This is a genomic window from Coprobacter secundus subsp. similis (genome assembly GCF_015097275.1).
Taxonomy (GTDB): domain Bacteria; phylum Bacteroidota; class Bacteroidia; order Bacteroidales; family Coprobacteraceae; genus Coprobacter; species Coprobacter secundus.
Map to the genome: position 1 here is coordinate 2,810,913 of NZ_AP023322.1, position 15,571 is coordinate 2,826,483.

Below are 15,571 nucleotides of genomic sequence, written 5' to 3' on the forward strand. Positions count from 1 at the left end.
ATGATATAACAATGAAAACAAAGAATATACTTTTGTTAGGCTCAGGTGGCCGAGAAAATGCTTTAGCTTGGAAAATAAAACAAAGTCCAAAACTTGGAAAACTATATATCGCTCCAGGAAATGCAGGAACAGCACTTTGTGGAACTAATGTAAATATCAAAGCCACAGATTTCGTATCTATAAAAACATTTGTCTTAGATAATCATATCGATATGGTTATTGTAGGACCAGAAGACCCACTTGTAAAGGGTATATATGATTATTTTAAAAATGATGATTCTATAAAACATATCCCTGTTATTGGACCATCATGTAAAGGTGCCCAACTCGAAGGCAGCAAAGACTTTGCGAAAGCATTTATGATGCGTCATCATATTCCTACTGCTCGATACGCCAGTTTTACTGCTGATAACATAAATGAAGCATATGCTTTTCTCGATACTCTAAAAGCTCCCTATGTCCTAAAAGCTGATGGACTGGCTGCAGGTAAAGGAGTATTAATTATAGAAGATTTAAAAGAGGCTAAAGCTGAATTAAAAAAAATGCTGGCAGGTATGTTCGGTGACGCAAGTCGTACCGTTGTCATCGAAGAGTTTCTTTCAGGAATCGAATGCTCTGTATTCGTACTCACTGATGGAAAATCTTATAAAATATTACCAGAAGCAAAAGATTACAAAAGAATAGGAGTAGGGGATACCGGACTGAATACAGGAGGCATGGGAGCCGTTTCTCCTGTACCATTCGCAGATAAATTATTCATGCAAAAAGTAGAAGAACGTATCGTAAAACCTACTATAACCGGGCTTCAATCCGAAAATATAGACTATAAAGGATTCATCTTTTTAGGGTTAATCAAAGTAAACAATGAACCCATGGTAATTGAGTATAATGTACGAATGGGAGATCCTGAAACAGAAGTGGTAATGCTTCGTATAAAATCAGATTTAGTAGATTTATTAGAAGGTATTGCTGAAGAAAATCTGGACAATTGCACTTTGGAGATTGATCCCCGTTCTGCAGTTACAGTAATGCTGGTCTCTGGAGGATATCCCGGAAATTATGAGAAAGGAAAAATTATTTCCGGACTTGACAAAATAAAAGATAGTATTATCTTCCATGCAGGCACGACAAACAAAAATGGAGAAACCATAACTAATGGAGGTCGGGTTATCGCTATAAGTTCTTATGGCAATAACAAAAATGAAGCCCTCTCAATTTCATTCAAAAATGCAGAAACCGTAGCATTCGAAGGTAAATATTTTCGTTCCGATATAGGTTCTGACTTATAAAATATACAAATAGTTTGAGAGACGACCATTTAAATAAACTGGCCGATAATAATATAATAATATATTTAAGTATCGGTATTTTTCTGGTTGCTGCATTTCTTTCTTTCAGGTTTATGCCTATTCTTGAGAATATCAGCAACCACAGTCTTATATTACCAAATCAAGATTCGTGGAAACTATCACCTCTATCATGTAATATAATCAATACTGTAATTATACTATTCGGTGCTTTACTATTACAAAGAATGAATAGTATTTTTGCTCTAATCAGATCCAGATCTCTATTTCCTTTACTCTTTTTTCTTTTATTAGAAGGAAGCAATCCCAGTCTAACTTCCACCTTGAACTTAGGTAATTTATTATCTTTTATACTGATTCTTTCTTTATTTACCTTATTCTCATCATATCAAAAAGAACAAACACAACGCCACGCCTTCGGTTTATCTCTTTATATAGGATTCGGAACTTTGCTCTGGAGTCCATTTATATATTTAATACCCATATTTTGGATAGGAATGTATCAGATGAGGTCTCTAACCGGAAAAACCTTCGTTGCAACCTTATTAGGATTAATAACAGTTGGTTGGCTCATTTTAAGTGCACATTGGATATTCGGGATAACTTTATACTCTGAAAATCTTTTTGTTCCATTATCAGAAAATCATATATATGAATCGCAAAGTCCGAATTATACTCAATTATTTTATATCTTCCCCACAATAGTTTTAGGTATAATCAGTGTTATAAACAATCTCTATAACAATTTTAATGATAAAACCAGAACTCGGGCCTATAACGGATTTATTAATATATTGCTAATTGTTGCAATTATAGCCATTATCATCCATTTTAATGAAAGTAATATTTATTTACCTGTATTAAATACTTGTATTGCACTACAAGCCGCTCATCTTTTTACTAATACAAAAAATAAGCCTACAATTGTATTGTTTTATATAATACTCACTTTATATTTCTCACTATTTTTATGGAATTTATTGCAGGGTTAAGTGAATGGGGATATATAGGACTTTTTCTTTCGGCTTTTCTATCTGGTAGTATAATCCCTCTAAGTTCAGAAGTCGTACTAGGAATATTATTGGTAGCTGGGTTTCATCCTTGGGGATGCCTTCTGACAGCTACGGCAGGAAACTGGTTAGGTGGGGTTACCTGTTATTATATAGGACACCTTGGAAAAATAGAATGGATAGAAAAATATCTTCGTATAAAACACGAAAAATTAGAAAAAACTCAAAAATGGCTTCAAGGGAAAGGTGCACTAATGGCATTTTTTGTTTTTCTTCCCGGAGTAGGTGATTTAATTATTGTAGGATTAGGTCTAATGAGAGCTAATGTTTTACTTGTAAATATTTCAATGTTGATAGGTAAATTTCTTAGATATTACCTTATTATCATTGGTGTCGACTACTTTTCCTCTTTTATACAATAAATTATCCCTACGTACCTTAAAAAAACTCTATACCAAAAACCAATAATAATTCCTACCCGGCCCAATTTTCCCGGTCAAGATTTCGGTAACTAATTGCTTCTGAAATATGATTCACCTGAATATTCTTACTACCTTCCAAATCAGCTATCGTACGAGCGACCTTTAAAATTCGATCATAAGCCCTTGCCGAAAGATTAAACCTCACCATAGCTACTTTCAATCGTTCTTTTCCTGCACTATCCGGCTCTGCAAATTCATTCAATAATTTTGTATTCATCTGTGCATTACAATATACTCCCGAAATATTTTTAAAACGTATTTCCTGAACCTGCCGAGCTTTAATAACACGTTCCCTAATAGCAGCACTCGACTCAGCAGGACGAGTATCCGATATTTTTTCAAACGGGACAGGTACAATTTCAATTTGTATATCAATACGGTCAAGTAATGGACCTGATATACGATTAAGATATTTCAATACCGCTCCCGGAGGACAAATACATTTTTTTTCCGGATGATTATAATATCCACAAGGACACGGATTCATAGATGCTACCAACATCAACCCTGCCGGATATTCTATAGAATATTTAACTCTCGATATCGTTATCTTACGGTCTTCCAATGGCTGCCTCATTACTTCTAATACCTGCCTTGAAAACTCAGGAAGTTCGTCCAAAAAAAGTACTCCATTATGTGCTAAAGAAATTTCTCCTGGCTGAGGATAAGTTCCTCCGCCAACCAAAGCAACACTGGAAATAGTATGATGTGGAGACCGAAAAGGCCTTTGAGTTAATAAAGATGTACTACTACCCATCTTACCAGCAACAGAATGTATCTTTGTAGTCTCTAATGCCTCTTGAAGAGTAAGAGGAGGTAGAATAGATGGAATTCGTTTAGCCATCATAGATTTCCCTGCACCTGGAGGCCCTACCATAATAAGATTATGTCCCCCTGCAGCAGCAACTTCTAATGCCCTTTTTACATTCTCTTGACCCTTCACATCTGCAAAATCAAGATCAAAATTCTGTTGCGTTTTATAAAACTCTGCTCTGGTATCAATAATAGTAGGAGTCAAATCAACTTCACCATTAAAGAAATCTATAACTTCTTTTATATTTTCGACACCATATACATCCAAGTTATTCACAACAGCTGCTTCCATAACATTAGCTTTAGGTACAATAAGCCCTGTAAAGCCCTCTTCCCGAGCTTTAATAGCTATCGGTAATATGCCTCTTACAGGAAGTATAGAGCCATCAAGAGAGAGCTCACCCATCAACATATACTGACCTAATTTTTCATTAGAAACCATCTCCGCTGAAGCTAATATCCCAATAGCTAAAGGAAGATCATATGCCGAACCCTCTTTTTTAATATCAGCAGGAGCCATATTTATAATAATTTGCCTACGAGGAAATTTATATCCATTATGCTGCAATGCAGAGACTATACGTTCATGACTCTCTTTTACGGCAGTATCTGGTAATCCCACCATAAAAAAACGAATACCATTAGAGCAATTCACTTCTATCGTTACAATCAGTGCATCTATACCCTGCACTGCCGCGGCAAAAACTTTAACTAACATTTCTAAAACAAAATATACAACTAAAAAAGGTTCTTTCTATTATAAATATATACTATTTCCTATTATCCTTCTGTTGTTTTAAACTATCTTCCTCCCCCAACATCTTTATTAAGTAATCTTGTAATATACTTCCTTGCAAATTACGCGCTATAATTTTACCTCTTTTATCAAGAACTAATGTATAAGGAATCTGAACAATGCCACTATTTTTTACCCAAGGAGAATTCCATCCTTCTGGCAATCTTACTTGTTTCCAACTTAAAGAATCTGTTTTTAAACGATTCTTCCATGCATTCACATCCATATCAAAAGATATACCTACCATATTATAATCTTTTCTGTCGAGTTCTTTATACCAATTTTTCTGATAACGCATTTCCTTCATACTAAGTGTATCATCTATTGACCAGCAAGTAATAATAGTAGGTTTACCATTAAAAGATGTTGAATATATTATTGAATCATTTTCATTTCGTAAAGTAAAATAGGGGAGAGAGGTTCCTATTTTGCTCTTTAAAATTTTAGAAAATATTATTTCCATCTTTGCTTGCAAGTTTACAGGCTTTGCATCTGGAGGCAATGTTTTCAACAAAGAATCGCAAAAAGCATAATTATCTATATCTAATAAATATTCATATATCAAAATAGAAGACGACAGAGAAGATTTATGTTCTTGGATAAAAGCAATGGCATCTTTCTGCAAAGACGCTCTTAACTGTTTTATTGATTGGCTATATTCCGGTTTGTTCCAATGTGTAACAAAATTCTTTTCTTTTTCTCGTAAACGTTCAAGTACCAAACTATTCCTCTTTCTAAAATCACCTATTTCCTCATTTATTCTATTACCCTTTATTGCAATTTCAAAAGGCTTATTTGCATCCCCTTCTAACGTAATATGATCTCCATTCTTCAAATACAAACTCATCAATTCCGTTTTATCATTAAAATATAATTGTACGGACGTTAAAGAATTGGAAGAACCCTTTAACCTGAAAAAGTTGTTATCTGGTTGCAAGGTATCTAATTTAAAACCTTCATTATATTTATCTTGAATTACATAGATAGGCTTACCTTCTAAATTGACTATCTTAGCTTCTATAGTATAATTTTTTTTATCACTACAAGCTGATGACATAAACATTGTTGTAACGATAAAACATATATAAATAATTCTACTCATATATTTCAGATTTGGAGATATATACGCAAATTTACGCCTTTTACATTCAGTATCAAAATAAAAAGACAAATTAGACAAGTACATAAAATAAAAGGAGAATACTATATACAAGTATTCTCCAATAATTATCCCTTATATTATATTTTCTATAAATTAAACGCTTTCTTAATTGTATCTACATAATCAAGTTTCTCCCATGTAAATAACTCCACCTCACGCGTTAATGGAACAGGTTCATATTTTGAAGTAAATGTTTTCACTATTGTTTGAGGCTTTCTTCCCATATGCCCATATGCTGCTGTTTCCTCATAGATAGGATTCCTTAACTTCAATCGTTTTTCTATAGCTCTCGGTCTTAAATCAAATATTTCGGTTATCTTAGACGCAATCTCAGCATCACTCATATCAACATTTGACTTATTATATGTATCTACAAAAACACTGACTGGTTGAGCAACACCTATAGCATAAGATATTTGTACCAACATTTCATTTGAAACTCCGGCAGCAACCATATTCTTAGCTATATGGCGTGCAGCATAAGCTGCCGAACGATCAACTTTCGAAGGGTCTTTTCCTGAAAAAGCACCTCCTCCATGAGCACCTTTACCTCCATAGGTATCAACAATAATTTTACGTCCGGTAAGACCTGTATCTCCATGCGGTCCTCCAATTACAAATTTACCCGTAGGATTAACGTGCAGAATAAGATTCTCATCGAAAAGAGCTTGGACTCGTTTTGGTAACAAAGCTATTACTCGAGGAATAAGAATATTCTTTACGTCACTATAAATAATACCCAACATTTCTTCATCAGCTTTTGCCTGAGCTTCTAAAGAATTATTTTCAGGTGTAACAAAATCATCATGTTGCGTAGATATAACAATAGTATGTACCCTTACAGGAGTATGAGCATCATTATATTCAATTGTTACCTGAGATTTAGAGTCAGGACGCAAATATGTCATGACTTTCCCTTCGCGACGGATAGCAGCTAATTCTATTAGCAACAAATGTGATAAATCCAGAGAAATAGGCATATAATTATCAGTCTCATTAGATGCATAACCAAACATCATTCCTTGATCTCCGGCTCCCTGATTCATTTCATCTTCACGCTCAACACCTCGATTAATATCAGCAGATTGCTCGTGAATAGCAGAAAATACACCACAGGAATCTCCTTCAAACTTATATTCACTACGAGTATATCCAATACGATTAATTACTCGGCGAGCGACCTCCATAAGGTCAACATAGGCCGATGATTTTACCTCTCCTGCCAATACTACCTGTCCGGTAGTTACCAGAGTTTCGCAAGCTACTTTCGAGTTGGCATCATAAGCCAAAAACTCATCAAGCAAAGCATCCGATATTTGATCGGCTACTTTATCAGGATGCCCTTCAGACACCGATTCAGAGGTGAACAAATAATTCATAATAACAAATTTAAATAAGTATAAACTTAAAACTATTTATATACATATCATGTAAGGAAATAAATAAAATGTAAAGCTGAGCTATAACGCAAATGGTAGGTAACGCAGTTTTAGCATTTTTTTCTGTGGTTGCAAGCAGCCAAATCCTTCCACATTATGATGATGCAAATATATAACTTTTTCAAGTTTCAATTATTATCTTATTACAAAAATATTTCAAATTAGTAGATTAATAATACACATTCACATCTTGACCTTATAATTAAAAAAACGACATATACGATTTAAAAGCAATTTCTACTTTATATTTATTAGAATTGAAGAATGAGGTATCGATTGGTAAGATAAAAGATACACTAAACCAAATAATTAAAAATCAGGATTAATTTCTTTTAAAGGAATTCGGAAAAACAATCTATCTTTAAGTCCTGGATGTGGAAGTATCAGACGGTCAGTATTCATCTTTATATTATCATAAAGAAGTATATCTATATCTATAATTCTATCAGAATATACACCATCAACAGATTTATTCTCTCTACCCATTAATTTTTCGATTTTCTGAGTGACGTCTAATAAATCAAATGGAGCCAATTGTGTTTCTATTGAAACTACAATATTCAAAAAAGAATTTTCAGACTCAAACCCCCAAGCTTCAGAAGCATAAGGAACAGAACAGGAAATAATCTTTCCTATCTGTCCCTCTATATTTTCTAAAGCAAATCTGAGATTATCTTCTTTATCTCCCAAATTAGTTCCTATGCCTAAATATGCAACAGACATTTTTCTACCTATCTAAAATAAGCATAGCATCGCCATAAGCACCAAATCTATACTTCTCTTTCAATGCAACATCATAGGCTTCAAGGACTAGGTCATAACCTCCAAAAGCCGCTACCATCATCAACATCGTTGATAATGGCATATGAAAATTACTAATCAAACTCGTAGCAACTGTAAAATCATAAGGAGGAAATATAAACTTATTAGTCCAGCCAGAATAAGTCTTCATATGACCATCAGTACTTACAGTACTCTCAATTGCCCTCATTACAGAAGTTCCCACTGCACAAACTTGACGATTCTCATCTTTTGCTTTATTTACAAAATCAACCAGCTGTTGAGTTACCAACATCTGTTCCGAATCCATTTTATGTTTCGTAAGATCTTCCACATCTATTTCACGGAAATTTCCCAAACCAGAATGCAACGTTAAGAAATTATATTCAATACCTTTAATTTCCATACGTTTCAAAAGTTCTCTACTAAAATGTAATCCTGCAGCAGGAGCCACGACAGCTCCTTCATTTTTCGCAAAAATATTTTGATAACGCAACTCATCATCCGGTTCTACTGGCCTATTTATATAACGAGGTAAGGGTGTCTCTCCTAATTTATAAAGAGCATCCTTAAACTCCTCATGTGTACCATCGAATAAAAAGCGTAAAGTACGACCTCTCGAAGTCGTATTATCGATAACTTCTGCAACCATGGAATCATCTTCCCCGAAATACAACTTATTTCCGATACGTATCTTACGAGCAGGGTCAACTAAGACATCCCATAATCTATTTTCCTCATTTAATTCACGTAACAAGAAAACCTCTATCTTGGCTCCGGTTTTTTCCTTATTTCCATACAATCGTGCAGGAAATACTTTTGTATCATTAAATACAAATACATCTTTATCATCATAATACTCTAATATTTCCTTAAAGATACGATGCTCTATTTTACCTGTATTTCGATGAAGTACCATTAGACGTGATTCATCCCTATTTTTAGCAGGATATTTTGCAATCTGATCTTCTGGTAATTTAAATTTAAACTGCGATAATTTCATATCTCTGTATTTTTTATATTTTCTTTTTCTTCCTCTGCCAACATTTCGAGTCTAGCCTTTTCTATAATACTATCAATCTGATCAACCGTACAACAATCTTTGAGGTATACATCTCCTACTCGAGTACGGACCAAAGATACCAAATGGGCTCCACTTCCTAATGCTCGACCTATATCCCTTGCCAAAGCCCTTATATATGTTCCCTTACTGCATACAACCCTAATTTTTATTTCTGGTAAAGCATATTCGAGCAATTCTATTTCATCTATAACCAACTCCTTAGCTTTCAATACAACTTCCTCTCCATTTCTAGCAAAATCATAGGCACGACGTCCATCAACTTTACATGCTGAATAAACTGGAGGAATTTGCTGAATAGTACCAACAAAACTTTGCAAAACTTTTTCTGTTTCAGAACGAGTAATATGCTCTATCTCAAATGTCTCATCGATTTCTGTTTCCAAATCGAATGAAGGTGTAGTCGCTCCTAATCGTAATGTTGCTATATATTCCTTCGTTTGATACTGAAAACTCTCTATCAACTTGGTAGCTTTTCCTGTACAAACTATCATTACTCCGGAAGCTAAAGGATCGAGAGTTCCTGCATGGCCTACTTTTATTTTCTTTATTTTCAGCTTATATATAATCTTAGCCCGTATACGTTTTACCAGATTAAATGAAGTCCAATGCAACGGTTTGTTAAAATAGAGTATCTCTCCTTCTAAAAAATTCATTAGTCTATTTCTAAGTTATACCCCAAAAGCATGAATATAATAATAATACCACCCACTATTATACGATAATATCCAAATGCTTTAAATCCATATTTGGTGACAAAGCTTATAAAAAATTTTATTGCTAAAAGAGCCACTATAAAAGCTACAACATTACCAACAATTAAGGTAACAATATTATCCTGCAAAATTTGTAAACCATTTTCTGAAGTTACCAATTTTAACAATTTATATGCTGTAGCGGCAAACATGGTAGGTACAGCCAGAAAAAAAGAAAATTCTGCTGCATTTTTTCGTGTCAATTTTTGTGCCATACCTCCGACAATTGTAGCCATTGAACGAGAGACACCAGGGATCATAGCTATACATTGGAACAAACCTATACAAAAAGCTTTTTTAGGAGTCATCTCTTGATTTGAAGAAGATTTTGCAAACCACTTATCCACAAACAACATTACAATACCTCCTATCACAAGCATTATAGCAACTACAGTTACACTCTCAAGCATTTCATCAATTTTGTCACTAAATAATAGTCCGAAAAAAGCCGCCGGAATAAAAGCGATTAAAAGCTTCCAATAAAAATCATATTTATACAAAAAACGTTTTCCATACTCTATCCATCGAGCTGACCTATTATTATTAACAATATTCGTATCAAAAATTTTGCATTTATTTAATTTAAAGAAGCGCTTCCAATACAATACAACCACTGACAATATAGCACCAAACTGTATAATCACTGTAAAAGCTTTAACAAAATCACTACTCGGAACCCCTAACAAATGTTGTGTTATAATCATATGTCCAGTAGAAGATACCGGCAAAAATTCAGTCAATCCCTCTACAATAGCTATAATTATAGTCTGAAATAAAGATAATTCTTCCATATAATACATGTACAGCTCTGATTATTTTGACTTTTTCATTATAGCATAAATCATAAATACAAAACCGACAAAAGCAATTCCCGGAGCCAAAACTATTCTCCTAAAACTAAATATATCAGGATTATAATGCTCTGGTGTAGAACCTGGTCCTGCCATCAATGCAAAACCAATAATAATAACAACAAAAGCGATACCAATCAATATCAAATTTTGTTTACCTAATGCAAATTTTTGAGTATCCATATATAAGTTTTTAATCTTTGATAAAAGTGGTTTTTATACATAATACAAATCATCTCGATCCATACGAATATATCTATTGACAGCAAAATACGATGATATAGCTGTAATCGTAATGCCTAATAACAATACAATAACATATACCATCATTAAAGATTGAATACTCACCAAAGTATAAAAATTATCAATCTCCGACATCAAATAATATACACATCCTGTCAACATTCCAATAGCTACAAAAGCCGCAATAATTCCATTAACTATATTAGATAATATAAAAGGTTTACGAATAAAGCCCGGAGTTGCACCTACCAGCTTCATTGTGTGTATAATAAATCTTTTGGAATAAGCTGTCAATCTGATAGTATTACTTATTAAAGCAAATGATATAATCATTAAAACAATAGCTAAACATAATAATATCAATCCTATACGGCGTATATTATCGTTAACCATTTTCAATAAATCTTTCTGATAAACTATTTCATCAATAGCAGTTGTTCCCTTATTTAAACCCTTTTCTATCCATTGCAAACTATCTGGATGTGCATAATCAGCCTTCAATTTTACCTCTATAGAAGCTTTTAATGGATTAAAGCCTAATAAATCTTCAGGATTTTCTCCTATTTCTACTTCAAGCTCTTTCAATGCATCTTCTTTTGAAATAAACTGTGTTGCTTTTACGTAAGGAGCTGTATCTAATTTTTTTTGCAACCGCTTTATTTGAGATTCTTTTGCTGATTCCTTTAAAACTATAGAAAAACCTATATTTTCCTTCACATACATCGATAATTGAGTAGCTAAAACCCCCATCAAAGCAATTACACCCAATATAAACAAAACTAATGATATACTGATAGTAGAAGTGAGACGTGCATTAAAAAATGTAATATGCTTGTTACTCTTGGATTCGCTCATCTGCATCAATCTTTTTTACCACTCTGAAAATATATTTTTCAAGCTCGGCATCAATATTTAAATTTCTGAATAACAGAAATAATTAAACTCATTTACATTCAAACTCCAAAGTCTTTTTTATCTTCCTCTTTATTGAGACGATTCTTACCGGAATTTTATGCAAAAGAACAAATTAATTATGAATTTAAGCACTTTCATTTTAATATTTTAACTAATTTATAATCTAATTTATATGTATTCTTTTGTATTGAAATATATAATACGAATAAACTCATACATATTCTGAAAAATTATATCAGATATGTATGAGTTATATTACAATTTCAACAAAAAATAAGATTAGAATGACAACTTAATCTATAGCTTCTCCTAAAAGAGTTGCTGATGAAGAGTCTATAATACGTACTTGCACAAACTCTCCTATATGGTGATTTTTCTTAGGAAAAACCACTACTTTATTTTGCTCAGTCCGTCCAAAAAGATCTTCTCTTGAACGTTTTGAAAAACCCTCGACAAGGACTTCGAAAATCTTACCCATATCTCTTTTATTACTTTGAGCAGATAATTCATTTTGCAAATCAATCATTCGCTGTAAACGTTTTACTTTTATTTCCTCCGCAATATTATCAGATAAATTTTTAGAAGCATAAGTTCCGGGACGTTCCGAATATTTGAACATGAAAGAAGCGTCAAAACCAACTTCTCTCATTAGAGATAGGGTCTCTGCAAAATCTTCTTCCGTTTCTGAATGAAAACCACTAAACAAATCTGTAGTTATACCACAATCAGGAATAATACGTTTTATAGCTGCTATTCTTTCCAAATACCATTCCCTAGTATATTTTCTATTCATGAGCTTGAGTATACGAGAACTACCAGATTGAACAGGTAAATGAATATGTTTACAAATATTAGGATAACGTGCTATTGTTTCCAATATTTCATCACTCATATCCTTAGGATGGGACGTTGTAAAACGAATTCTCATCTTGGGGCCTGCAACTTCTGCAACCATAGCAAGTAATTTAGGAAAAGTTACTATTTCACCATTTTCATTTTCAAATCTAAAAGAATTCACATTCTGGCCCAACAAAGTAACTTCCTTAAATTTACGTTGTTTCAAATCACAAAGTTCTCGCAATATACTTTCCGGATCTCTACTACGTTCTCTTCCACGTGTGTAAGGTACAATACAATATGAACAGAAATTATTACATCCCCTCATAATAGAAATAAATCCGGATATACGATTTCCTCCAATACGAGCAGGTATTATTTTTTTATACGTTTCAGTCAAAGATAAATTCACATTTATGGCTTTTTCTCCCCGCTCAACAGCTCCGACTAAATTAGGCAAATCAAGATAAGCATCTGGACCAACAACCAAATCTACCTGATAATCTTTTATGAATTCATCTTTTACCCGCTCAGCCATACAACCTAATACTCCTACTATCAGTCGCTTATTTTTCCTACGTAATGCATTAAAATATTGCAATCTTGAATAAATTTTCTGTTCTGCATTATCTCTAATTGAACAAGTATTAATAAACACAGCATCGGCATCTTCCAACTTCTCACACAAATTATAACCATCCATTTCCATAATGGATGCTACAACTTCACTATCTGCTACATTCATCTGACAGCCGTACGTTTCTATAAACAATTTTTTTTCTCCGTTCCCGGTCGCAGATTTAAAGTCCGCTTCTGAACCTTCTTTCATTTATTTATTTTTTTATTAGTAAATATGATATTATGAATAAAAAATAAGTATTTATCTTACAAAAATCAACTTTTTATTTGCGATTTAATATTTTATATATATTTTTGCAAAGTAAACATTATATGAAATTTTTTCATAGTTAAGGTTTAGGTTAAATCTGTTAAGGGCAGTTGTGAAACTGTCCTTATCTATTTATAATAAGTTATTTGGACTTTCATAGAAAAATACTTATTTTTGGAAGACAAAAATACGAAAAGCATATGAATCTATGGGCGCTAATCTTTATTATTTTATTTTTTGTAATTCGTTCAGTAGTTAAAGCTAATGAACAAATAAAAAAAGATAATCAAAAAAAAATTATAAAAGAATCTTCCGATAACGAAAATAATATACCTAATAAAGAAATAAGCTGGGAAGATATCTTTTTTCCACAAAAGGAAATATCTTCTATTCCACCTACAAAAAAAGAAGATAAGAAAAAAAATATAACACCTCCACCTATACCAATCAAAGAGAAAAAGATTCCTAATTTTCAACTTCCCGTCGATAATAATGAAATTGAAAATGAAAAATGGTTCAGTAATTCAGAAGACTTACGTAGAGCTATAATTAATAATGAGATTCTATCTCGTAAATTCAATATTTAAATCTAACATAAAATTCAGACTGATGAAAATAATAATATGAATTATTTTTTCTATTTTCGTCCGACATATATAATTCTCACATTATAAATAGATCAGTCTAACACCGTTATAAAAACATTAAAAATATGTCATTAAAATTTATTACAGCAGAAGAAGCAGCTTCTTATATCGAAAATGATGAAAATGTAGGTTTTGGTGGATTTACCGCTGCAGGTACACCTAAAGTTGTATCAGTTGCTATTGCAAAAAAAGCCGAGAAAGAACATGCTGCAGGTAGACCTTTTAAAATAGGCGTATTTACTGGTGCATCAACAAGCGACAATGTTGATGGAGTGTTATCGAGAGCAAAAGCTATTAAAACAAGAACGCCTTATCAATCAACAAAAGACTCTCGTACAGCTATTAATAATAATGAAATCGACTATTTTGATATACATCTATCCCATTTGGCTCAAAATTTAAGATACGGTTTTTATGGAAAAATAAATACTGCTATAATTGAAGCTGTCGATGTAACAGAAAATGGAGAAATTACTTTAGGTATTGGAGTCGGCGCAGCTCCTACTTATTGCAATATGGCTGATAAAATCATTATAGAATTAAATCGTCATTTGCCTCAAAATTTATATGGATTTCATGATATATATGAACCTATAAATCCTCCATACAGAAAAGAAATTCCCATTTATAAACCAAGTGACAGAATAGGTTCTCCTGTTATAAAAGTAGATCCTCATAAAATTATCGGTATAGTAGAAACTAATTTACCAGACAATGTAAAAGAATTTGCTCCAGTAGATGAAGTAACAACTCGTATCGGAGATAATGTTTGTAACTTTTTAGTTTCTCAATTAAAAAAAGGTCTTATTCCAAAAGAATTTCTTCCACTACAGTCTGGAGTAGGAAATATAGCAAATGCTGTATTAAGTGGATTGGGTAACAGTCCTGACGTACCTGTATTTGAAATGTACACCGAAGTAGTACAAGATGCTGTTATCAAATTAATGAAAGAAGGAAAATGTCGTTTTGCCAGCGGTTGTTCTCTTACAATCAGTAATACTGTAGAAGAAGAAGTATTTTCTAACCTTGACTTCTTTAGAAATAAATTGGTACTTCGCCCTGGAGAAATAAGTAATAATCCCGAGATAGTTCGTCGTTTAGGTATCATCACTATAAATACAGCATTAGAAGCTGATATATTCGGAAATGTAAATAGTACACATGTAGTAGGAACCAAAATGATGAATGGTATAGGAGGTTCTGGAGATTTTACTCGAAATTCTTATATTTCTATATTTACGTGTCCTTCTGTAGCAAAAGGAGGTAATATCAGTGCCATTGTACCTATGGTTTCACATCTTGATCATAGCGAACATTCTGTGGACATTTTAATAACAGAGCAAGGTGTGGCCGACTTAAGAGGAAAATCTCCAATACAAAGAGCTAAAGAAATTATAGAAAACTGTGCAAATCCTGCTTATAAACAACTATTATGGGATTATTTAAACATGACCAAAAATGTACATACTCCCCACAATCTAAAAGCATGTTTTGGATTTCATCTAGAATTTATTAAATCAGGAAATATGGCTCTAACTAATTGGGCCGATTACAAATGATAAAA

General features: G+C 32.8%; 15 protein-coding genes. 5 read left to right on the forward strand and 10 right to left on the reverse strand.

Annotated features, from left to right (window positions below; all coding sequences use genetic code 11):
* Nucleotides 1-11 precede the first annotated feature (11 nt).
* The 3 genes from purD (at nucleotide 12) to Cop2CBH44_RS11315 (ending at nucleotide 2,739) form a co-directional block, all read left to right on the forward strand.
* Complete coding sequence (gene purD / locus Cop2CBH44_RS11310; protein WP_021931712.1) at nucleotides 12-1,289, forward strand: phosphoribosylamine--glycine ligase; 1,278 nt, start codon at nucleotides 12-14, stop codon at nucleotides 1,287-1,289.
* Nucleotides 1,290-1,402: 113 nt separating this feature from the next.
* A complete protein-coding gene (locus Cop2CBH44_RS16755) occupies nucleotides 1,403-2,299 on the forward strand; it encodes a DUF6427 family protein (protein ID WP_420838997.1) in 897 nt (298 codons plus the stop codon).
* Entirely contained in the window at nucleotides 2,278-2,739 is a 462-nt protein-coding gene (locus Cop2CBH44_RS11315) for a YqaA family protein (protein WP_021931710.1), read from the forward strand. The genes Cop2CBH44_RS16755 and Cop2CBH44_RS11315 overlap by 22 nt, the downstream gene beginning before the upstream one ends.
* A gap of 52 nt (nucleotides 2,740-2,791) precedes the next feature.
* On the opposite strand, the gene Cop2CBH44_RS11320 is transcribed toward Cop2CBH44_RS11315, so the two are convergent.
* From Cop2CBH44_RS11320 to miaB, 10 genes are all read right to left on the reverse strand, one after another.
* Complete coding sequence (locus Cop2CBH44_RS11320; RefSeq protein ID WP_200754826.1) at nucleotides 2,792-4,330, reverse strand: YifB family Mg chelatase-like AAA ATPase; 1,539 nt, start codon at nucleotides 4,328-4,330, stop codon at nucleotides 2,792-2,794.
* A gap of 52 nt (nucleotides 4,331-4,382) precedes the next feature.
* A complete protein-coding gene (locus Cop2CBH44_RS11325) occupies nucleotides 4,383-5,510 on the reverse strand; it encodes a DUF4369 domain-containing protein (RefSeq protein WP_200754827.1) in 1,128 nt (375 codons plus the stop codon).
* Between the two features lie 146 nt (nucleotides 5,511-5,656).
* Nucleotides 5,657-6,949 carry a methionine adenosyltransferase gene (gene metK, locus Cop2CBH44_RS11330; RefSeq protein WP_200754828.1) on the reverse strand — a complete coding sequence of 431 codons (1,293 nt, stop codon included), beginning with the start codon at nucleotides 6,947-6,949 and terminating at the stop codon, nucleotides 5,657-5,659.
* A gap of 369 nt (nucleotides 6,950-7,318) precedes the next feature.
* On the reverse strand, nucleotides 7,319-7,732 hold the full coding sequence (gene folK / locus Cop2CBH44_RS11335; protein WP_021931706.1) for a 2-amino-4-hydroxy-6-hydroxymethyldihydropteridine diphosphokinase: 414 nt from the start codon (nucleotides 7,730-7,732) through the stop codon (nucleotides 7,319-7,321).
* A gap of 4 nt (nucleotides 7,733-7,736) precedes the next feature.
* Nucleotides 7,737-8,792, reverse strand: a complete 1,056-nt coding sequence (gene queA, locus Cop2CBH44_RS11340; protein WP_021931705.1) for a tRNA preQ1(34) S-adenosylmethionine ribosyltransferase-isomerase QueA — start codon at nucleotides 8,790-8,792, stop codon at nucleotides 7,737-7,739.
* Nucleotides 8,789-9,526, reverse strand: coding sequence for a tRNA pseudouridine(55) synthase TruB (gene truB / locus Cop2CBH44_RS11345; protein WP_021931704.1), 738 nt, complete (start codon nucleotides 9,524-9,526; stop codon nucleotides 8,789-8,791). The genes queA and truB overlap by 4 nt, the downstream gene beginning before the upstream one ends.
* The gene (locus tag Cop2CBH44_RS11350; protein ID WP_200754829.1) at nucleotides 9,526-10,416 is read right to left on the reverse strand and encodes an undecaprenyl-diphosphate phosphatase; all 891 of its coding nucleotides are present in this window, start codon (nucleotides 10,414-10,416) and stop codon (nucleotides 9,526-9,528) included. Before Cop2CBH44_RS11350 ends, truB begins: the two co-directional genes overlap by 1 nt.
* 21 nt (nucleotides 10,417-10,437) lie before the next feature.
* Nucleotides 10,438-10,659: a DUF3098 domain-containing protein gene (locus tag Cop2CBH44_RS11355; protein WP_021931702.1), complete on the reverse strand. Its 222-nt coding sequence runs from the start codon at nucleotides 10,657-10,659 to the stop codon at nucleotides 10,438-10,440.
* Between the two features lie 33 nt (nucleotides 10,660-10,692).
* Nucleotides 10,693-11,574, reverse strand: coding sequence for a cell division protein FtsX (locus Cop2CBH44_RS11360; RefSeq protein WP_200754830.1), 882 nt, complete (start codon nucleotides 11,572-11,574; stop codon nucleotides 10,693-10,695).
* 352 nt (nucleotides 11,575-11,926) lie between these two features.
* Nucleotides 11,927-13,300: a tRNA (N6-isopentenyl adenosine(37)-C2)-methylthiotransferase MiaB gene (miaB, locus tag Cop2CBH44_RS11365; protein ID WP_200754831.1), complete on the reverse strand. Its 1,374-nt coding sequence runs from the start codon at nucleotides 13,298-13,300 to the stop codon at nucleotides 11,927-11,929.
* A gap of 260 nt (nucleotides 13,301-13,560) precedes the next feature.
* Between miaB and Cop2CBH44_RS11370 the strand changes: the two genes are divergently transcribed.
* Nucleotides 13,561-13,947, forward strand: coding sequence for a hypothetical protein (locus tag Cop2CBH44_RS11370; RefSeq protein WP_021931699.1), 387 nt, complete (start codon nucleotides 13,561-13,563; stop codon nucleotides 13,945-13,947).
* 125 nt (nucleotides 13,948-14,072) lie between these two features.
* A complete protein-coding gene (locus Cop2CBH44_RS11375) occupies nucleotides 14,073-15,566 on the forward strand; it encodes a butyryl-CoA:acetate CoA transferase (protein WP_021931698.1) in 1,494 nt (497 codons plus the stop codon).
* Nucleotides 15,567-15,571 lie beyond the last annotated feature (5 nt).